A 19567-nucleotide genomic window follows, 5' to 3' on the forward strand; every position below is an offset into this window, starting at 1 on the left:
TCAGTCCCCGAAGCGGTAGCCGGCGCCCGGAACCGTCTGGATGACCCAGGGCTGCCCGAGGCGCTTGCGCAGGTGGGAGATCGTCACCCGCGTCGTGTTCGAGAAGGGGTCGGCGTTCGCGTCCCAGGCCTTCTCCAGGATCGTCTCGGCGCTGAGCACCCCGCCGTCGGCCTCCATGAGCAGCTGGAGGACCGCGAACTCCTTGGGGCTCAGCCGCACGAAATGGCCGTCGCGCGAGACCTCTCTGCGGAAGGGGTCCAGCCGCACCCCCCGGGATTCCAGGACGGGCTCGCGCGCGGGCTGGTTGCGTCGCTCCAACGCGCGCAACCGCGCCACCAGTTCGGGGAACTCGAAGGGCTTGACGAGGTAGTCGTCGGCTCCGAGTTCGAAGCCCTCGACGCGCTCGCGCAGGGAACGGGCCGCAGTGAGCATGATGACTTTCACATCCGGGTGCTCTCGGGCCAGGCGGGCGCAGACCTCATCGCCGTGGATGCCGGGCAGATCCCGGTCCAGGACGACGACGTCGTAGTCGGCGATCTCCACCTGCGCCAGCGCCTCAGCGCCGTCCCCCGCGACGTCGACCGCCATCGTCTCGCGACGCAGCCCCAGTGCTATCGCATCGGCGAGGTAGGACTCGTCCTCGACCACCAGCACACGCACGTCATCGACCTCCTGCTTTCCACAGAGCGGCCGAAGGGCGCCCGCTCCGCCACAACGATAAGGGAGAAGGGGATAAAACCCGCGTAAGGATTTTTCTGAAGGCTCTCGCAACATCCTCTTCGCTGGAATGGGCCACGGCTCCGGAGGTGCCGGGGCCCGGCGCCGGCCGGATACCGGACGGATGAACACATAAGGAGAACCTTGATGAGGAATGGCAGCATGAAGATGCTCGCAACGGCCGCGAGCATGGTGTGCGCGCTCGGGATGGTGGCCGCTTGCGGCAGCAGGAGCGCGACCGACGCCGCGCCGTCCGCCACTAGCGCGACCGGATCCGCCGAGGACTACGGCCTCAGGTTCGCCCAGTGCCTGCGCGACGCGGGTTTCAACGTATCCGACCCCTCCGCCGATAAGGATGTCCGCTCCGAGGATGTGGGCGGGGATCCGGCCGCCTTCAATGAGGCCACCCAGGCGTGCGAGGACAAGCTCGGCGCGCCGCCCGGGGCCGGATCCGACGACCTCGATGACCCCGACACCCTCGCCGCAGGGGTCGAACTGGCCGAGTGCCTGCGGGCCGACGGCTACGACGTCAAGGACCCCGAGCCCGGCAAGGGCCTGGCCCTCGACCTGGGCGTCATTCCCGACTCGGCGCTCCAGAAATGCGCCGCCTCCACGACCGAGGGCGACAAGTGACGTGGCGGGATCGCCTCGACGGCGCTGACGCCGCTTCCCGAGCCGACTCCGGGACCGCTCCCGGGAGTGGACCCGGGCCCGCCGGCGCGGGCGAGAGGCGGAAGGGGGACTCGCGGGCGGACTCCCCCACGCGGCCGAGCCGCCGCCGGCTCCTCATCGGCGCCGCCGTCCTCCTGGCCGGGGCGGGGGCGGGAATCGCGGCGGCGGCCGGGGCGCTCCCGGGCCGGGACGGGAGCGCCGAGGAGCCCGCGGCCTTCACCGGGGCGACCGATGAGATCACCCGCGGCGACCTCCAGGGAGAGACCAGCGCCGTCGGCACCCTGCGCTTCTCCGACTCCCACGCGTTGCGCTCCGGCTTCGAGGGGGTCGTCACCCGGCTGCCCGCCGCCGGCACCGTGATCCGAGCCGGTGACGAGCTTTACGAGGTCGGCGACGAGTCCGCCTACCTCATGCACGGCTCCATCCCGGCCTGGCGCGCCTTCGAGGCGGGCATGGGCAAGGGCAGCGACGTCCAGCAGCTCCAGGCCGCTCTGCGGTCCATGGGGTACTTCACCCCCGAGCCGGACGGAGCCTTCGGCTGGTGGACCGCGAGGGCCATCAGGGCCTGGCAGAAGGATGCGGGCCTGGCCCAGGACGGCACGATCCCCCTGGGGCGCGTCGTCTTCGCTCCGGACGACCTGCGCGTGGGAACCATCAAGTCCCGCGTGGGGGACCGGGCGGCATCCGACGGCGAGCTCTACGACGTCACCTCCACCGCGCAGGTGGTCGAGGTCAATATCAAGCTCGCCGACCAGCGGCTCGGCGTCGTCGGCAACAAGGCCACTCTGCACCTGCCCGGAGCCGTGGACACCACCGGCACCATCACGTCGGTGGGCACTCCCACGGAGAAGAGCGGGTCGGGCGATACCAAGGAGCGCGTCATCCCGGTGACCGTCGTCCCCGACGACGCCGCGGTCACCTCCGACTTCCAGGAGGTCTCCATTACTGTGGGTCTGCCCAGTGAGAAGCGCGAGAACGTGCTGTCCGTGCCCGTGGCGGCGCTCATCGCCCTGAGTCCGGAGCAGTTCGGCATCGAGGTGGTCCAGGATGACGACACGACGAAGCGGGTCCCGGTGACCACCGGCCTGTTCGCCGCCGGCCGGGTCGAGGTCTCGGGTGATGATCTGGCCGAGGGGCAGCATGTGGTGGTGCCGCAGCGATGAGCCGCATCCTGTCCCTGCGCGACGTGCATCGCACCTACGGACGGCCGCCCGTCGCCGCTTGCGCCGGGGTCGATCTAGAGGTCGACCGCGGCGAGTTCGTCGCCGTCGTCGGTCCCTCCGGCTCGGGAAAATCGACCCTTCTCAATCTCATCGGCACCCTCGACCGACCTGGCTCGGGAACCATCGAGATCGACGGCCTCGACATCGCCGGCATGTCGGATCAGGAGCTGTCGGCCGTGCGCGCTCGCCGCATCGGATTCGTCTTCCAGCAGTTCCACCTGGCCGACGGCGTGACGGCGGTCGACAACGTCGCCGACGGACTGCTCTACCAGGGGGTGTCGCGCTCGCAGCGGCGCGAGCGCGCCGAGACCGCCCTGCACCGCGTGGGACTCGGTCACCGCCTGCACCACCGCCCCCATCAGATGTCCGGCGGTGAGCGGCAGCGCGTGGCCATCGCCCGTGCCATTGTCGGGGATCCTCCCCTGCTCCTGGCCGACGAGCCGACCGGAAACCTCGACTCGGTCTCGGGCGCCTCGATCGTCGAGCTCCTCCACGAGCTGCACGAGCAGGGCACGACGATCCTCGTCATCACCCACGACAACGATTTGGCGGCCGGTCTGCCGCGGCGCGTCGCCATTCGTGACGGGCGGATCGTCGCTGATTCCGCTCATCCGGAGGCGGTCGCCGCATCGAGTCTTGCCGCATCGAGTGACGGAACGAGGGGGGTCTCATGATGTCGACCACGACGCGTCCGGAGAGTTCGCGCCTGCGCCCGGCTGATATCCTGCGTCTGGCCGGGACGGGCCTGCGCGCCAGGCCGATGCGCGCCTTCCTGTCCGCCCTGGGCATCGCCATCGGCATCGCGGCCATGATCGCGGTCGTCGGCGTATCCACCTGCAGCCGGGCTCAGCTCACCCACCAGCTGGAGTCCCTGGGCACTAATATGCTCACGGTCACCCCGGGGACCGATCTCGGCGGCACGGATGTCAAGCTCCCCGTCGACGCCGTCGGACGGATGAGGCAGATCGAGGGCATCCAGCAGGCGAGCTCGACTTCGCTGGTCGAGGCGTCCGTCTACCGCAGTTCGCTGAGCGACACGAGCGCCACCGGTGGCATTTCAACCCTTGCGGCCGAGCAGGGGCTGCTCGACGTCGTCGCGGGCGAGGTCGACAAGGGGACGTGGCTCAACGAGGCCACCTCCGCCTACCCGGCGACCGTGCTCGGGGCCAGCGCCGCCAAGCGACTGGGCGTGGTGGAGCCGGGGACCCAGGTGTGGCTCGGCGGGACATCCTTCACCGTGGTCGGGATCCTCAAACCCTCAGTGCTGGCTCCCGAACTCGACAGCGCGGCGCTCATCGGAGGGCCCGCGGCCGAGCGGCTGTTCAACCACGAGGGCAGTCCCACAACCGTTTACGAGCGCAGCCGGGACTCCGCCGTCGAACGGGTGAGGGCCCTGATCGCCCCCACGATCTCCCCCCAGCAGCCGAGCGCCGTCAAGATCTCACGGCCTTCGGACGCTCTGGCCGCCAAGGACGCCGCCGACCAGGCCTTCACCAGCCTGCTGGCGGGGGTCGGTTCGATCGCCCTGCTCGTGGGCGGTATCGGAGTGGCTAACACCATGATCATCTCCGTGCTGGAGCGGCGCCGTGAGATCGGTCTGAGACGCGCCCTGGGCGCCATGTGCAGCCATATTCTCGTGCAGTTCCTGGCTGAGGCTCTGCTTCTGGCGGGAGCGGGCGGGGCGTTGGGCTGCGTCATCGGGGTCGGGGTGACGGCCGGGATCGCCGCCCTCAGAGGCTGGCCCTTCGCCCTGCCGCCGCTCATCGTCCTGGCCGGGCTCGCAGTCACGGTCCTCATCGGAGCGCTGGCCGGGTTGTATCCGGCGGTGCGAGCGGCGCGCACGCCTCCGACAGTGGCGCTCAACTCCCAGTAGCGGCGCCGTCGGCGACGACGATGCGAGCCGGTGGGGTCGCCCGTGCGGTCGGGCGACCCCACCGGACTGCACCGCGGGCGGCCGGACGTCACCGGCCCCGGTGGCGCGCCTTGGCCCGCGCGCGCCGCTTCGCTCGGATCTGGGCGCGCTCGCGACCTCGCCGGGCGGAACGGTCCTGGGCGCGGTCGACGGCCCGTGCCTGCCGGTCAGCGGCGAGCGCCTCCTGGGCCGCAGTGCTGAAGCGCGGGCGGCGCGCTGCCCGCGCGGCCTCTCGCTGAGCGCGTTTCGGGCTGCGGGCCCGTGTCCTCGGGCGGGCGTCATCGGCGACGGGCCGGGCCGCGCTCGCGCGGTCGATGAGGTCGTCGCCGTGGTGACGCAACCAGTTCGCGACCTCGACGTCGCTCGGTTCGTGGCCGAAGACGACCCGGGCCGCTCGGATGCGGCCGCCGTCATGCTGCTCGAGGACGCCCACCCACAGATGGCCGTCGAAGAAGATGGTGAAAATGGTGGAAGTCGTCGTCATCGTGTCTCCAGGTACGCCGAAAGCGGACCTGATGACGCCGGATTCCCCGCCAGGGGCGAGGCGACGGGCACTGTGGGTGCCGCCCGGACTTCCCACCGGGCAGTGCGGTTCGCGCACCAGGAGCTGATGCGCCGAGCCTACAGCACCGGTGGCGTTCTCGCCGTCAGGTTCGCCCCTTCAAGGCGCGCCAGGCGAAGTCGTACTCCAGGGCGCTTATGAAGGCGCGCTGCGCGTTGGTCGATGCCCGGCCGTGGCCGCCCTCGGAGTTCTCGAAGTAGGTCACCGCCTGCCCCAGATCCTCCAGCCGGTGCGCCATGGTGCGCGCGTGCGCCGGGTGGACCCGGTCGTCGCGGGTCGAAGTCACCAGTAGCACCGGCGGGTAGCGGTGTCCGGCGCGCAGCAGGTGGAAGGGGGAGAAGGTGCGGATGTACTCCCACTGGGCCGGGTCGTCCGGATCCCCGTATTCGGCCCGCCAGGAGGCTCCCGCCAGCAGGTGGGTGTAGCGGCTCATGTCCAGCAGCGGAACCTCGCACAGGACCGCGCCGACCAGCTCGGGATGGCGGGTGAGCATGTTGCCGACGAGCAGGCCGCCGTTGGAGCCCCCGTGCACGGCCAGCCGATCCGGCGTCGTCACGCCCCGTTCACTCAGCGTTCGGGCGACCGCCGCGAAGTCCTCGTAGACGCGGTGCCGGTGCTCCCTCAGGCCGGCCCGGTGCCACTGGGGGCCGTATTCGCCGCCCCCGCGGATGTTCGCGATGACGTAGGTGCCGCCGCGCTCCAGCCAGGCCTTGCCGACCACCGGCAGGTAGCCGATCCCCAGCGGCACCTCGAAGCCGCCGTAGCCGTACAGGATCGTGGGCCGGGGAGCGGCGCGCCCCTCGACGTCGGTGGCCGGCCGACCGACCTGAATGTAGGGCACGCGCGTCCCGTCGGCACTGACCGCCGCGTACTGGCCGACCTCGATGCCGCGCGCGTCGAAGCGCTCCGGTGCGGCGCGCAGCACGTCAACGCCGCTCAGCGTCCCGTCGGCGCCGAGCTCGCCGACCATGAGGGTCGACGGCCGGGTCAAGGAGGAGACCGTCAACCACAGCCGATCGTTCTCGCGCCCGTCGACGGCGGAGGCACTCACGTCGATGAGAGGGCGGCCCGGGCGCAGCGCGGCGGGGTCGGGCCGCGGTTCGCCGGCGGATCCCCACTCGTCCGACTGCCCGCCGATGAGTGCTCCGGGATCGAGGGAGCGGCGCGCCCACCCGTCCCGGCCCTCGACCGGTCCCTCCCGCGGAGGCGTGAGCACCTCCAGAGCGTCCACGCAGTCGTCGAGCAGGGTGAGGACCAGGTGGTGGGCGGTCGCTGTGAAACCGGTCAGGAAGGCCGATGATGTCGGAGTGAACAGCGCCTGCAGGCGGCCCTGCCCGGCCAGGAACGCGGTCAGAGGAGCGGCCACCAGTGAGCCCGCCGGGTAGGTGACGCCTCCGACTTCCCAGTCCTCGCGCAGGCTGATCAGGAGCCAGTCCCAGACCGCGGTGGCCCGGGCGGAGGAGGGCACGTCAATGTGCACGGCTCCCGGCGCCACCGTCGTGCCGTCCTCCGCCAGGGCGATCGGTCCCGCCGACGGCGGGAGCGTGCGCGCCCCGTCGGGAAGTAGCCACAACTCTTCGGTGTAGAAGTCGGGGCGGGTGAGCAGCCAGGTGCGGCCCCAGCGGTCGCGGTGGGCCCAGGCGCCGTCGTCGTCGGCCGCGGCGGTGAGCAGGACCTCGCCCTCGGCCGGCGACTGTCCGCGGCGCAGGCGCCTGACCTGGCGCGGGTAGCCGGCGGGGGACAGGGAGCCCTCACCGGCGTCGACGACGGCGAGCACACGGTCGCCCGCGTCGTCGGCCCAGGCCAGCGCTCCCTTGGAGGCCTCCCGGTGGAAGCCGCCCTCGGCAGGCGGAATGAAGCGCCCGGTGTCCAGGTCCACTTCGCGAGTGACGTCGGTATCGGATCCCCCGTCGGACAGGTCGACGAGGGCCCGCCGTCCGGCCAGGGGGCCGGTGCGCAGAACCTGGGCGCCGTGCCACACCCAGGTGGTGCCCTCGGATCGGCCGAGGTCGTCCAGGTCGATCAGCGTTTCCCACTGCGTGGTGGCGGCCGACGCGGTCCCGCCCGCTCGGAGGGGACCGCTGGCGCGGTAGGACTCCCAGGTGGTACGGCGCCACAGGCCGTGCGGGTGGTCGGCGTCGGTCCAGAAGTTGTAGAGCCGACCGGCCGCCTGCGCGACGTGGGGAATGCGATCGGAGGAGTCGAGGATCGCTTCGATCTCGGTTCGAATGGTTTCGAACCGCTCGGTTCCCTCGACTGCGGCGCGGGTGGCGGCATTGTGCTCGGCGACCCAGGCCAGAGCCCGTTCTCCCTCGACCTCGTCGAGCCAGGAGGGCACGGGCGGGAGGCTGGGCCGGGCGGGCGCGTCGTCGTACCCGGACACCTGTCAGTGAACCGTTTGCAGGATGGTGTCGGCCAGCTCCTGGGTGCGAGAGGCATCCGTCGTCGACACCGAGATGAGCCCCCACTCGCCGTTGCTGCTCTCGACTGCGATCTCGATGCCCTGCACTGCGGACAAGGTGTAGGTCAAGGTGGCGGCGTCCCCGAGCGAGGTCTGACGGGTGGAGTACGTACCCGCTGCGCCCCCCTGCTGCTCGATGTTCTGGGACATCATCTCCTCGGTCGGCAGGGACGTGGCCCCCGTCGTGGGCGAGACGGTCACGTTCTCGGCGAATCCGTTCGTGCCGTCCGGGGATATCGACATCAGGTCCACCGACGAGAATCTCTCTCGCACGCTGTCGGGGTCGGTGTTGAGTGCATTGGCGAAAATGTTGATGACGTAATCGTCTTGAAGATCGTCTTGGGTGAGCGTCACCCAGTCCTCGGGGACGGCGAAGGAGATCGACGTGGTGGGCGCCGAGATGCTCTGGTATCCGGCGGGCGTCTGGGCGGGAGTCGACGCGGCCTGGGTGGAGGCGGCCTGAGTGCTGGTCTGCTCGGCCGCTTGCGTGGTCTGCCCCGTGGCGCTGGATGCTTCCGGACCGGTGTTGTTCTTGGACTGGGAGCACGCCGCCAGGGAGGTCGACAGGAGTACGGCTGCGACGGCGGCGGTTGTGCGGTGAAGAGTCTTCATAATCATCTCCTTGTCTTGAGACGCGGCGATTTTCACATCCTGCCATGAGTGAGTCACGGGGGAGAAGTCCCCAGGCGGATGTCCCTCGGACGTCGCTTCGAGCGGATCGCCGACCTCGCATTCCGTGCTCGGCTCGGGGCCACCGGGTGATGAAGCGTATAGCTCCGGCCCGGCCGTTCGCGAGCGCGGAGAGATCGATGGCGATCGTCCCCCCCCCCCCCGCTCCGCGGGCTCGCCGGCGTCATGTCGCGGGCCTTCGAGATCCGGTCGACGTGGTGCGTGACGCGTGGTCGCCGAAGGCCGCGGCGCGGATGCGGTGGGGGCGGGCGGGGGAGGGCGAGCTGCGACGGGCCGTCCGTGCCGGCTGGCGATGGTCGCGGTGCGCTTCCCGCCGCTCTTGGTCGCATGCGTTCATGGAACAGCTCATAGTGCCGTCGACAAGATTGAGCGGAATAGACTCAATCTTCGTCGGGTTGCATTGGTCGGAGACACCAGGACCCCGCGGATCCGCGGAATCGGGCCTCACCGCCATCGACGGCCGCGCATGTCGGCTCGGAGGAGCGGACCCCGATGTCCCGTTCGTCGAGGTCCGCACCGTCAGCACACTTTTCAGGAGGTCCCTACATGGACACGAATTACACCACCCGCTCCCAGGAGGCCATTTCCGCAGCGATGCAGGCCGCCGCCGCGGCTGGCAACCCCCAGGTCGACACGCTTCACCTGCTCGCCGAGCTCCTCGGCCAGGAGGACGGCGTCGCCCTCGGTCTGCTCGCCGCCGTCAACCCCGATGCCGGCATCCGCCAGACCATCGGTGCGGCCACTCGCCGCGCTCTGACCCGGCTTCCGGCGTCCTCCGGCAGTTCGGTGAGTCAACCTCAGCCCTCTCGCGGCCTGCTCGCGGGCCTCGAGGCCGCCTCCACCGAGGCCAAGAACCTCGGTGACGAGTACATCTCCACCGAGCATCTGCTCATCGGCATCGCTGCGGGCAACACCTCCTCGGATACCGCTGCGCGCATCCTGTCCGAGAACGGGATCACTGCCACCGCGCTGCGCGACGCCCTGCCCAAGGTGCGCGGCAACGCCCGCGTCACCTCCCCCAACCCCGAGGGCACCTACAAGTCCTTGGAGAAGTACGGCACCGATCTGACCGAGGCCGCCCGCTCCGGCAAGCTGGACCCGGTCATCGGCCGTGACGCCGAGATCCGCCGCGTCATCCAAGTCCTGTCCCGGCGTACCAAGAACAACCCCGTCCTCATCGGCGAGCCCGGCGTCGGCAAGACCGCCGTCGTCGAGGGCCTGGCTCAGCGCATCGTCGCAGGAGACGTGCCCGAGTCGCTGCGCGACAAGCGTCTGATCGCCCTCGACATGGCGGGCATGGTCGCCGGCGCCAAGTACCGTGGCGAGTTCGAGGAGCGCCTCAAGGCGGTCCTCAAGGAGATCAAGGACTCCGACGGGGAGGTCATCACCTTCATCGATGAGCTCCACACCGTCGTCGGCGCCGGCGGCGGGAGCGAGGGCGCTATGGACGCCGGCAATATGCTTAAGCCCATGCTGGCCCGCGGCGAGCTGCGGCTGGTGGGCGCGACCACGCTGGACGAGTACCGCGAGAACATCGAGAAGGACCCCGCCCTGGAGCGTCGCTTCCAGCAGGTCTTCGTCGGTGAGCCCTCCGTGGCGGACACGGTCGCCATCTTGCGCGGCATTGCCCCCAAGTACGAGGCCCACCACCAGGTCACCGTCTCCGACGGCGCCCTCGTGGCCGCCTCCTCCCTGTCCGACCGCTACATCACCGGCCGTCAGCTGCCCGACAAGGCCATCGACCTGATCGACGAGGCCGCCTCCCGCCTGCGCATGGAGCTCGACTCCTCGCCCGTCGAGATCGACGAGCTTCAGCGCCGTGTCGACCGCATGCGCATGGAGGAGTCCTACCTGGCCGACTCCGTGGAGGAGGAGGGGGATGACGCCGACCCGGCCACCGTCGACCGTCTGGCGCGCCTGCGCGCCGAGCTGGCCGACGCCTCGGAGGAGCTGACCGCTCTGGGCGCCCGGTGGGAGGCTGAGAAGGCCGGCCACAACAAGATCGGCGAACTGCGCGCCGCTCTCGACGAGCTGCGCACCAGGGCCGACCTGGCCGAGCGCGAGGGGGACTTCGAGGAGGCCGGGCGTCTGCGCTACGGCGAGATGCCCGCCCTGGAGAAGCAGATCCGCGACGCCGAGGCGGCCGACGCCGTCGGCAAGAAGACGGTCGTGGGCCCCGACGGCGTCGAGCGTCCGGAGGGCCCCGAGGCTCTGCCTCCGATGATCGCCGAGAAGGTTGGTCCGACCGAGATCGCCGAGGTCATTTCCGCCTGGACCGGCATCCCCGTGGGCAAGCTCATGGCCGGCGAGCAGAAGAAGCTGCTGGAGATGGAGGACGTCATCGGTGAGCGCCTCATCGGCCAGAAGGCCGCCGTGGCGGCCGTGGCCGACGCCGTGCGCCGTTCGCGCGCCGGTGTGTCCGACCCCGATCGGCCCACCGGCTCCTTCCTCTTCCTCGGCCCTACGGGCGTGGGCAAGACCGAGCTGGCCAAGGCTCTGGCGGACTTCCTCTTCGACGACGAGCGCGCCATCGTGCGCATCGACATGTCCGAGTACTCCGAGAAGCACTCGGTGGCCCGGCTCGTGGGCGCCCCTCCGGGGTACGTCGGCTACGAGGAGGGCGGCCAGCTCACCGAGGCCGTGCGGCGGCGCCCCTACTCGGTGGTGCTGCTCGACGAGGTCGAGAAGGCCAACCCCGAGGTCTTCGACATCCTCCTGCAGGTGCTCGACGACGGCCGGCTGACCGACGGCCAGGGGCGCACGGTCGACTTCCGCAACGTCATCCTCGTGCTCACCTCCAACCTGGGCAGTCAGTTCCTCATCGACCCGGTCCTCTCCCCGCAGGAGAAGCGCAAGGAGGTCATGGCGCAGGTCCACGCCTCCTTCAAACCGGAGTTCCTCAACCGTCTTGACGACATCCTCGTCTTCGACCCGCTGTCCAAGGAGGAGCTCGGCCGGATCGTCGGCATCCAGCTGGCCAAGATGCAGGAGCGTCTGGCGAGCCATCGGCTCACCCTCACGGTCACCGACGAGGCCCGCGCCTGGCTCGCCGACGAGGGCTACGATCCTTCTTACGGCGCTCGTCCACTGCGCCGTCTGGTCCAGCGTGAGATCGGCGATGAGCTGGCTCGGATGATCCTGGCCGGTGAGGTCCTCGACGGTCAGGAGGTTGTTGTGGACGTCAGCCCCGACGGTGTGCTCGCCGGGCTCACTCTGACCGCGCGCGGCGAGGCCCGGTCCACCAGCGCCACCAGCGCCGTCTGAGGCGGTGCGGCCGCGGGGAATCGGATGAGGTCGCCCGTCGCGTCCGTGCGACGGGCGACCTCGGCGCGTGGCGGTCACCGTTCGACCCGGTGCGCCGTCGGGACCGGGGCCGATGCCACAATTGCCCGCATGAGCAATTTCCACAGCGCCGGCCGCCGCAGTCACCCGTCCGCATCCGCGGCAGGCAGAAGGCGCGGGCCGGGCCGTCCCCGGGTGGGCAGCGAGAACAAGCGCGAGCGGATCCTCAACGAGGCCATCGCGCTGTTCGGGTCGCACGGATACGCCGGCACGTCCCTGGCCGACATCGCGGCGGCCTCCGACATCTCGAAGGCGGGGCTGCTGCACCACTTCTCCTCCAAGGAGGAGCTCTTCGCTCAGGTACTGGAACGGCGCGACCGCAGGGATCGGGCCGGCCTCCTGGGGGACGGGCGGATCGAGGACCCGTGGGAGTTGCTGGACGCCTTCACCGTCCTGGTCGAGCACAATGCGGAGAATCGCGACCTGGTCGCGATCTACACGGCGACGGCGATCTCCGTGCTGGACGCCGAGCATCCGGCGCACCGATGGTTCGCCGGGCACCTGACGGATTCAGTGACGATGATCGAGGCGGCGCTAGAGCGGGGCAAGAAGGCGGGAACCGTTCGTCCGCAGGCCCCGTCGCGGGTCATCGCTCGGTCGGTCGTGGCGCTCAGCGATGGGCTGCAGATCCAGCGGTTGTGCTCGACGACGTCGGGCAGTGCGGCGGGCGAATGTCTATCGACCACGATGGTCTCGGAGATTCGTCTCCTCATCGACGGGCTGAAGGCGCGCTGGCGCATCGATCCCGGCGCGCGCAGAACCGACTGATCGCTGTCGACTCGCTGAGTGGGCCTTCCAACCATCGGACCCGCGAGTCGCCCCCACGAGCTCTCCGATGAGGTGCGCCCGCGGACACAGCCCCACCGGAGAGCAGGGGGGAGGCCCCGCGCCGCGCGGCGCGGGGCCTCTCGCCGGGCTCGGGGGCGCGGTCCCTGAATCGCGACATCCCCGAACGCTGCGCCAGTCAACGGGGTCCCTGATCCCCTCGTGCCGCTTGCGTTCCGACGGGATAGATCATATGGGGTTCGGACGCAGAAATCCAACTCGACGCCCACGGGGATTCCGCGAGATTCCGTCGAGGCAAGATAACGAATTGATCTCGATCCGCTTCAGGAGGTCGCGGAACGGTAACGACGAGCCTTCGAAGGTCCCGCACAGGGGCCGCCGGCCCTGCCCGCCGCCCCGCCGGCCCCGGCGCTCCTCCGAGGCACTCGCCCATGGGAGGATTCGACGCATGCACCAGGACGCAGCCTCGCGGGCCCCCGCCCCGCAGCCGACCATCGAGTTCCGCTCCGCCTACGATCAGGGTTTCGCGCGTGTTGCTGCCGTCACCTTGCCCGTCGTGCTGGCGGACCCGGACGCCAACGCCGCCGCCATCATCGAACGGACTCGCGCTCTGTCCGACGACGGCGTGTGCCTCGTCGCCTTCCCCGAGCTGAGCCTGACCGGCTACTCCATCGACGACCTCGTGCTGAGTGACGTGCTCCTGAACGAGACCCTCGCCGCCATCGAGACCATCCGCGCCGCCAGCGCCGGTCTCCTGCCGGCGATCGTCGTCGGTGCGCCCGTGCGCGTGGCGGGTCGCCTGTACAACTGCGCCCTCGTCATCCAGGGTGGGACGGTGCGCGGCGTCGTGCCCAAGTCCTATCTGCCCGACTACCGCGAGTTCTACGAGAAGCGGCACTTCGCGGCCGGGGACGGCGTCGAGTCCTGCCACCTGACCCTGTCCGGCGTCGGGGATGCCGCCCGCGTCCCCTTCGGCCCCCACCTGCTCTTCGACGTCGAGGACGTGCCGGGCCTGATCTTCCACGTCGAGATCTGCGAAGACATGTGGGTGCCGGTCCCGCCGTCGTCTCTGGCGGCGCTCGCCGGCGCTACCGTGCTCGTCAATCTCTCCGGCTCACCCATCACCGTCGGCAGGGCGGAGGACCGTAAGCTGCTCGCCCGCGCCTCATCCTCGCGCAACCTGGCCGCCTACGTCTTCGCCGCGGCCGGTCAAGGGGAGTCGTCGACGGATCTGGCCTGGGACGGGCAGACCTTCGTCTACGAGAACGGATCCCTGCTCGGCCAGACCGAGCGCTTCCCCGACGGACCGCGGGCCACGGTCGTCGACGTCGATATCGAAGGGCTGATCGCCGAGCGGCTGCGCCAGGGCTCCTTCGATGACAACCGTGTGACGTTCACCGGCGGCGGTCCGGCCGGTCCTCTCGATGAGGGCGCCGCGACCTTCATCGATCCCGGTCGGTTCCGCATCGTCCGTATCGGACGCCGCTCTCTGGCCGCCCCGCGCACCGATATCGGCCTGCGCCGCATCGTCGACCGCTTCCCCTTCGTCCCCGACGACTCGGCCCGCCTGGCCCGGGACTGCTACGAGTCCTACAACATCCAGGTGGCCGGTCTGGTCCAGCGGCTGCGGGCCATCGGGCTTCCCAGGATCATCATCGGGGTCAGCGGCGGCCTGGACTCCACCCACGCGCTCATCGTCGCCGCCCGCGCCGTCGACCGTCTCGGCCTGCCGCGTGAGCGCATCCACGCCATCACCATGCCCGGTTTCGCCACGAGTGCCGAGACCAGGTCCAACGCGCTCGCCCTGGCTAAGGCGCTGGGCTGCCATGTCGAGGAGCTCGACATCCGCCCCGCCGCCGAGCAGATGCTCGCCGCCATCGATCACCCCTACGGGCACGGCGAACGCGGACGCGAGGTGTACGACGTGACTTTCGAGAACGTTCAGGCGGGCCTGCGCACCGACATCCTGTTCCGCGTCGCGGGCCGGCGCGGGGGCATCGTCCTGGGGACCGGGGACCTCTCCGAGCTGGCGCTGGGCTGGTGCACCTTCGGGGTGGGCGATCAGATGGCCCACTACGGCGTTAACGCCGGCATACCCAAGACCCTCATCCAGCACCTCATCCGCTGGGTCGCCGGCGAACGGATCTTCTCGGCGGAGGTCGGGCGGATCCTGCTCGCCATCCTCGCCACCGAGATCAGCCCCGAGCTCGTCCCCGCCGCCGACGGCGAACCCATCCAATCCACTCAGGCGAAGATCGGCCCCTACGCTCTGCAGGATTTCACCCTGTGGCATGTGCTGCGCCGCGGATCGCGACCCAGCCGCATCGCCTTCCTGGCCGAGAAGGCTTGGGCGGACGCGGACGCCGGGCGATGGCCGGCCGGCCTGCCCGACGAGGACAGGACCGCTTACGACCTGGCCACCATCAGGAGATGGGAGCTGCTGTTCTTCCGTCGATTCTTCTCCAACCAGTTCAAGCGCTCCACTCTGCCCAACGGACCGAAAGTCGTGGCGGGCGGCTCGCTGTCCCCGCGTGGGGACTGGCGCATGCCCTCGGACGCCGGCGGCGCCGCTTGGATCGCCGAACTCGAGCGCAATGTCCCCCAGGTCTGAATCCACCGGCCGCCCGCCGGCCCCGCCGGTTCGCACCGGTGCGATCGCATAGGCTGAGACGGTGCGCAAGCTGCTGTCCACGGACCTCGATGGAACGATTGTCTTCAACGCGGCTATTTCCCGGGAGGATCTGGACGCCATGGCCCGATGGCGCGCCGCCGGCAACCTCCTCGTCCCCAATACCGGACGGTCGGTGTCCGCCCTGCGCACTGCGTTGGACGGCTCTCATCTGACCTTCGACTACTCCGTGCTCTACACCGGGGCCGTTCTTGTCAGCTCCGACTACAGCGTTCTGAGGGCCTCCACCCTGCCCGACGGCCTGGCCGAGGAGATCCTCGACCTGCTCCAGGGCGAGGACGGCGTCACCGTCTTCGCCACGACGCTCGACGGCGACCTTCAGCTCTACGACTCGCTCGGCTCCGACACGCGTCTGCTCACCCTGTTCTCACGGGCCTCCTGCACCGACCTGCTCGGACGCACCCTCGTCGGCGTCCCCCTGCGCATAGCCGATGCGGCGCTCCTGGCGCGCACTCAGGCCGAGATCGAGCACCGCTGGGGCGGGACCGTCACGGTCTTCCGCAACCAGAACTTCCTCGACATCGTTCCCCTCGGCTCCTCCAAGGGCGCGGGCCTGAGGGCGCTGGTCGACCTCCTCACCGCCGTCGACGGCCCCTACTCGGGCGAGAGCATCGAGATCTGGAGCGTCGGCGATTCGTGGAACGATATCCCCATGCATCGGGCCGCCGCCCACGCCGTCGCCATGAGCGACTCCCCCGCGGAGGTGACCGACGCCTGCGAGGCCACCACCGTCTCCGTCGCCCGACTCATCGACCGCGTCCTCGCCGCCGACAGCGGGCGATCCCGGTGATGGCCGATTCCCCTTCGGTTCCTCTCGGATTCCATCCGACTTCGTCGACGGCCCTCCTGCGAGACGCCTGACCGGTAAGCTCCCTGAAGGCCGGAGTCGGGGACGTCGGCCGCGACCTGAGGAGAGTTCATGACCGTCGAGATCGTCACCGGATCCACCCCCGAGCTCGTTGAGGCGATGGGACGCCTCATCCCGCAGCTCTCCCGCTCCGCACCGGCGCTGACCGCCGCCGAGTGCGAGGCGCTCGTCGCGCAGAACGGCGTCTACCTCTTCATCTTCCGCTCCGATGAATCCCCGGACGGCGGCGTCCGCCCCATCCTGGGCATGCTCACGCTAGCGACATTCACCATCCCCACGGGGCTGCGCGCCTGGGTCGAGGACGTCGTCGTCGATTCCGCCGCGCGCGGCCAAGGCGCCGGCCGCGCGCTCGTCGAAGCGGCCGTCGCCCATGCTGCCACGCTCGGCGCCCGCACGGTCGACCTCACCTCCCGGCCCTCCCGCGAGGCCGCGAACCGCCTGTACCAGCGTGCCGGCTTCCACCTGCGCGAGACCAACGTCTACCGCTTCACCGGCCGGTGAGAACGGCGCCTCGGCCGCGCGCGGCCGCCCACCATGCGGACGAGAGCGACCGGATCGCGGTGCGTAACTCCGACGTTATCGATGTGGTGCAAACAACGTCTAGGCTGCTCTTACGCCCCTGCCCGTCCGGGTGGGGAGCGCATGCACGTCACCAAAAGGAGTGAGCATGGTTGCCGTGATCGTCGCCGCCCATGGGCGCCTGGCGGAGGGGCTGATAGCCTCGTCCGCCATGATCGCCGGTCCGCAGGAGGACCTGGTCGCTGTCACCTTCGACCCCTCGGAGGGCCCGGATGATCTTCTCGCCAAGTACACCGCCGCCGTCGAGAAGTCCCCGAGCGACCGCTATCTGATCCTCGTGGACCTTCTTGGAGGGAGCCCGTACAATGCCGCGGCGCGCTTCGCCGCGGAGCGCGAGGACGCCGACGTCGTCACCGGTGTCAACCTGCCTATGCTCGTCGAGGTCCTCGGTCGCCGCCTGACCGGCGGGAGCCTCCCCGAGCTGGTTGACACGGCGCGAACCGCCGGCGCTGGCGGAGTCAAGGTCCTCTCCGAGATCTTCACCCCCACCACCAACGAATCCGACGACGAAGGAGACGAGCTCTGATGGATATCAAGCTCCTGCGCATCGACTCACGCCTGGTCCACGGCCAGGTGGCCAACAACTGGGCCGGATCTCTCGGAGCCGAGGCCATCCTCGCTGTCTCCGACGGCGCCGCCAACGACGAGTTGCGCAAGACCCTCATGCTCCAGACCGGCGGCGGCAAGGTCAAGGTTCACGTCCTGGGCGTGGAGAAGGCGGGACGCGTCTACAAGAACCCGAAGTACGACTCCATGAAGGCCGTCATCGTCGTCGAGACCCCGGCTGACATCGTCCGCCTGCTCGACCTGGGCGTCGAGGCCGACGAGGTCAACGTCGGCGGCATGACCTTCAAGCAGGGCACCAAGGCCCTGTCCCAGGCCGTCTACATCTCGGACGAGGACGTCAAGGCCTTCCAGGAGATCGACCGCCGGGGGGTGACTCAATACATCCAGCAGGTTCCCTCCACGGGTCGCACGGATCTCATGAGCGCCTTGAAGTCCAAGGGATTCATCTCCTGATCGCCCGCTCGGTCGCGAACGTCGCTGCGAAGCGGGCCGCGACCCGAGTGAGTGTCGTCCCGCCCGAGGAGGGGCATCGACGACTCCGGCACCCGGGCCGTGTCCGGGTGCCCTCTTCCCCACCCCCGCCCCCAGTCAGAAAGCAGTCCCATGCATGACGTCAATATGATTCAGATCATCCTGGTGACGCTCGTAGCCTTTCTAGCCGGCTGCGACTCCGTCCTGGATGAGCGCATGTTCTACCGTCCGATCGTCGCCTGCACCCTCACCGGTCTCGCTCTGGGCGACCCCACCACCGGTATTATCGTCGGCGGCGCCCTCGAGCTGCTGAGTGTGGGCTGGATGAACGTCGGCGCCGCCATGGCGCCCGACGCCGCCCTCGCCTCCACCGTCTCCACCGTCATCGTCATCGTCGGAGGCCAGAGTCAGGACGAGGCTATCGCCGTCGCCGTCCCCCTGGCCATCGCCGGCCAGGCTCTGACCATCTTCGTGCGCACCATCAACGTCTTCTTCGCCCACCAGGCGGACCGATTCGCCGAGAACGCGAACATGCGCGCGATCACGATCATGCACTTCATCGCGCTGGCCCTCCAGGGCCTGCGCGTCGCAGTGCCGACCGCCATCGTCGCGGTGCTCGCCTCCGGCGACAGCGTTCAGAGGGCGCTCAACACCATTCCGGACGTCATCACCCATGGCCTGCAGATCGCCGGCGGGTTCATCGTCGTCGTCGGATACGCCATGGTCATCAACATGATGAGGGCGCGCAAACTCATGCCGTTCTTCTTCATCGGCTTCATCATTGCCACCCTCATGACGACTCTGGACACGGGCATCACGCTTCTCGCCCTGGGCATCCTCGGCGTCTGCCTGGCCTTCATCTACGTCCAGCTCAACCCCGAGTTCCACGAGGCCGTCCGGTTGCCGCAGCCGGCCCCCGCCACAGCGGGCGGAGGCTCCGACGACAGCCTGGACGACGACCTGGACGACGAGCTCGACTGAGCGCGGAAGGAACCACGATCATGACCACTGACACCACTGCGACCACCGATAGCGGCACCACCGCTGCTCCCGAGCGGATGCTCACCACCTCCGACATGTGGAGCATGTACTGGCGCTCCACCTTCCTGCTCGGCTCCTTCAACTTCGAGCGCATGCAGGCCATGGGGTTCTGCCTGACCCTCATGCCGGCGATCAGGAAGTTCTACCCCAACGACAAGACCCAGCAGGCGGCGGCGCTCAAGCGCCACCTGGAGTTCTACAACACCCACCCGTGGATCTCCTCGGTCGTCTTCGGCATCACCGCGGCCATGGAGGAGCAGCGCTCTAAGGGCGGGGATATCGGGGACGACACGATCACCAACGTCAAAGTTGGCCTCATGGGGCCGCTGGCCGGAGTCGGGGACCCCATCTTCTGGGGCACCGCGCGTCCGGTCCTGGGGGCGCTCGGCGCCACCCTGGCGCTGAACGGCTCCTGGCTCGGCCCGCTCGTCTACTTCTTCGGCATCAACATCATCCGCATCGTCGTGCGCTGGTACGGTCTGACGATGGGCTACGATCGCGGCACCGCCATGGTCACCGAGGTCGGCGGCAACCAGCTCAAGCGCATTACCCAGATCGCGGCCGTCACCGGTCTGTTCGTTATGGGGGCTCTGGTCTCCAAGTGGACGAATATCAAGTTCCCCGGCATCGTCACGGAGGCCACCGACTCCACGGACGCGAAGACCGTGCAGGACATTCTGGACAGCCTGCTGCCGGGGTTGGCCGCGCTCGGTCTGACCTTCCTGTGCATGTATCTGCTCAACAAGAAGATCAACGCCCTGTGGATCATCCTGGGCATGTTCGTCATCGGCATCCTGGGCGCCTGGACCGGCTGGCTGGGGCTGTAGGCCTCGAACCAGGACGCACAGCGCAGACGCCGTAGGCGTGCGCGCCGCCCGCGGGCCCACTCGCGGCCGATGACGAGGGGTCGCCGGGGACAGGGTCCCCGGCGACCCCGTCCATCCGCCTCACGGCCCGTTCACCCGGCCACCCGAATTCCGAGGAGTG

General features: G+C 69.5%; 17 protein-coding genes. 13 read left to right on the forward strand and 4 right to left on the reverse strand.

Features of this window, described 5'->3' with window-relative positions:
- Positions 1 to 660: a response regulator transcription factor gene (locus HMPREF9062_RS02900; protein WP_009748532.1), complete on the reverse strand. Its 660-nt coding sequence runs from the start codon at positions 658 to 660 to the stop codon at positions 1 to 3.
- Positions 661 to 879: 219 nt separating this feature from the next.
- Here HMPREF9062_RS02900 and HMPREF9062_RS02905 point away from each other — a divergent pair, with 219 nt between their 5' ends.
- The 4 genes from HMPREF9062_RS02905 to HMPREF9062_RS02920 are packed head-to-tail and all read left to right on the forward strand — an operon-like array spanning position 880 to position 4485.
- Complete coding sequence (locus HMPREF9062_RS02905) at positions 880 to 1350, forward strand: hypothetical protein (RefSeq protein ID WP_009748533.1); 471 nt, start codon at positions 880 to 882, stop codon at positions 1348 to 1350.
- Entirely contained in the window at positions 1347 to 2552 is a 1206-nt protein-coding gene (locus tag HMPREF9062_RS02910) for an efflux RND transporter periplasmic adaptor subunit (protein ID WP_009748534.1), read from the forward strand. The genes HMPREF9062_RS02905 and HMPREF9062_RS02910 overlap by 4 nt, the downstream gene beginning before the upstream one ends.
- Positions 2549 to 3286 carry an ABC transporter ATP-binding protein gene (locus HMPREF9062_RS02915; protein WP_009748535.1) on the forward strand — a complete coding sequence of 246 codons (738 nt, stop codon included), beginning with the start codon at positions 2549 to 2551 and terminating at the stop codon, positions 3284 to 3286. The genes HMPREF9062_RS02910 and HMPREF9062_RS02915 overlap by 4 nt, the downstream gene beginning before the upstream one ends.
- Entirely contained in the window at positions 3283 to 4485 is a 1203-nt protein-coding gene (locus tag HMPREF9062_RS02920) for an ABC transporter permease (protein WP_009748536.1), read from the forward strand. The genes HMPREF9062_RS02915 and HMPREF9062_RS02920 overlap by 4 nt, the downstream gene beginning before the upstream one ends.
- 88 nt (positions 4486 to 4573) lie before the next feature.
- Here the strand turns inward: HMPREF9062_RS02920 and HMPREF9062_RS02925 are convergent, their stop codons facing one another.
- From HMPREF9062_RS02925 to HMPREF9062_RS02935, 3 genes are all read right to left on the reverse strand, one after another.
- On the reverse strand, positions 4574 to 5008 hold the full coding sequence (locus HMPREF9062_RS02925; protein WP_009748537.1) for a DUF2992 family protein: 435 nt from the start codon (positions 5006 to 5008) through the stop codon (positions 4574 to 4576).
- Between the two features lie 163 nt (positions 5009 to 5171).
- A complete protein-coding gene (locus HMPREF9062_RS02930) occupies positions 5172 to 7424 on the reverse strand; it encodes a prolyl oligopeptidase family serine peptidase (protein WP_253270642.1) in 2253 nt (750 codons plus the stop codon).
- 48 nt (positions 7425 to 7472) lie between these two features.
- The gene (locus HMPREF9062_RS02935; protein WP_034253613.1) at positions 7473 to 8159 is read right to left on the reverse strand and encodes a hypothetical protein; all 687 of its coding nucleotides are present in this window, start codon (positions 8157 to 8159) and stop codon (positions 7473 to 7475) included.
- A gap of 624 nt (positions 8160 to 8783) precedes the next feature.
- On the opposite strand from HMPREF9062_RS02935, the gene HMPREF9062_RS02940 reads away from it, so the two are divergent.
- From HMPREF9062_RS02940 to HMPREF9062_RS02980, 9 genes are all read left to right on the forward strand, one after another.
- The gene (locus HMPREF9062_RS02940; protein WP_009748540.1) at positions 8784 to 11501 is read left to right on the forward strand and encodes an ATP-dependent Clp protease ATP-binding subunit; all 2718 of its coding nucleotides are present in this window, start codon (positions 8784 to 8786) and stop codon (positions 11499 to 11501) included.
- Positions 11502 to 11630: 129 nt separating this feature from the next.
- A complete protein-coding gene (locus HMPREF9062_RS02945; RefSeq protein WP_156789947.1) occupies positions 11631 to 12347 on the forward strand; it encodes a TetR/AcrR family transcriptional regulator in 717 nt (238 codons plus the stop codon).
- A 466-nt stretch (positions 12348 to 12813) separates the two neighbouring features.
- Positions 12814 to 14976 carry an NAD(+) synthase gene (locus tag HMPREF9062_RS02950; protein WP_009748542.1) on the forward strand — a complete coding sequence of 721 codons (2163 nt, stop codon included), beginning with the start codon at positions 12814 to 12816 and terminating at the stop codon, positions 14974 to 14976.
- Positions 14977 to 15037: 61 nt separating this feature from the next.
- On the forward strand, positions 15038 to 15844 hold the full coding sequence (locus tag HMPREF9062_RS02955; RefSeq protein WP_009748543.1) for an HAD family hydrolase: 807 nt from the start codon (positions 15038 to 15040) through the stop codon (positions 15842 to 15844).
- A gap of 129 nt (positions 15845 to 15973) precedes the next feature.
- Positions 15974 to 16423, forward strand: coding sequence for a GNAT family N-acetyltransferase (locus tag HMPREF9062_RS02960; protein WP_009748544.1), 450 nt, complete (start codon positions 15974 to 15976; stop codon positions 16421 to 16423).
- 166 nt (positions 16424 to 16589) lie between these two features.
- Positions 16590 to 17027 (forward strand): PTS sugar transporter subunit IIA, encoded by a 438-nt coding sequence (locus HMPREF9062_RS02965; protein WP_009748545.1) that lies wholly within the window; start codon positions 16590 to 16592, stop codon positions 17025 to 17027.
- On the forward strand, positions 17027 to 17521 hold the full coding sequence (locus HMPREF9062_RS02970; RefSeq protein WP_009748546.1) for a PTS system mannose/fructose/N-acetylgalactosamine-transporter subunit IIB: 495 nt from the start codon (positions 17027 to 17029) through the stop codon (positions 17519 to 17521). Before HMPREF9062_RS02965 ends, HMPREF9062_RS02970 begins: the two co-directional genes overlap by 1 nt.
- A gap of 150 nt (positions 17522 to 17671) precedes the next feature.
- Complete coding sequence (locus HMPREF9062_RS02975) at positions 17672 to 18520, forward strand: PTS mannose/fructose/sorbose transporter subunit IIC (RefSeq protein ID WP_009748547.1); 849 nt, start codon at positions 17672 to 17674, stop codon at positions 18518 to 18520.
- A 20-nt stretch (positions 18521 to 18540) separates the two neighbouring features.
- Complete coding sequence (locus tag HMPREF9062_RS02980; RefSeq protein ID WP_009748548.1) at positions 18541 to 19407, forward strand: PTS system mannose/fructose/sorbose family transporter subunit IID; 867 nt, start codon at positions 18541 to 18543, stop codon at positions 19405 to 19407.
- Positions 19408 to 19567 lie beyond the last annotated feature (160 nt).

The organism is Actinomyces sp. oral taxon 448 str. F0400 (assembly GCF_000220835.1).
Taxonomy (GTDB): Bacteria; Actinomycetota; Actinomycetes; order Actinomycetales; family Actinomycetaceae; genus Actinomyces.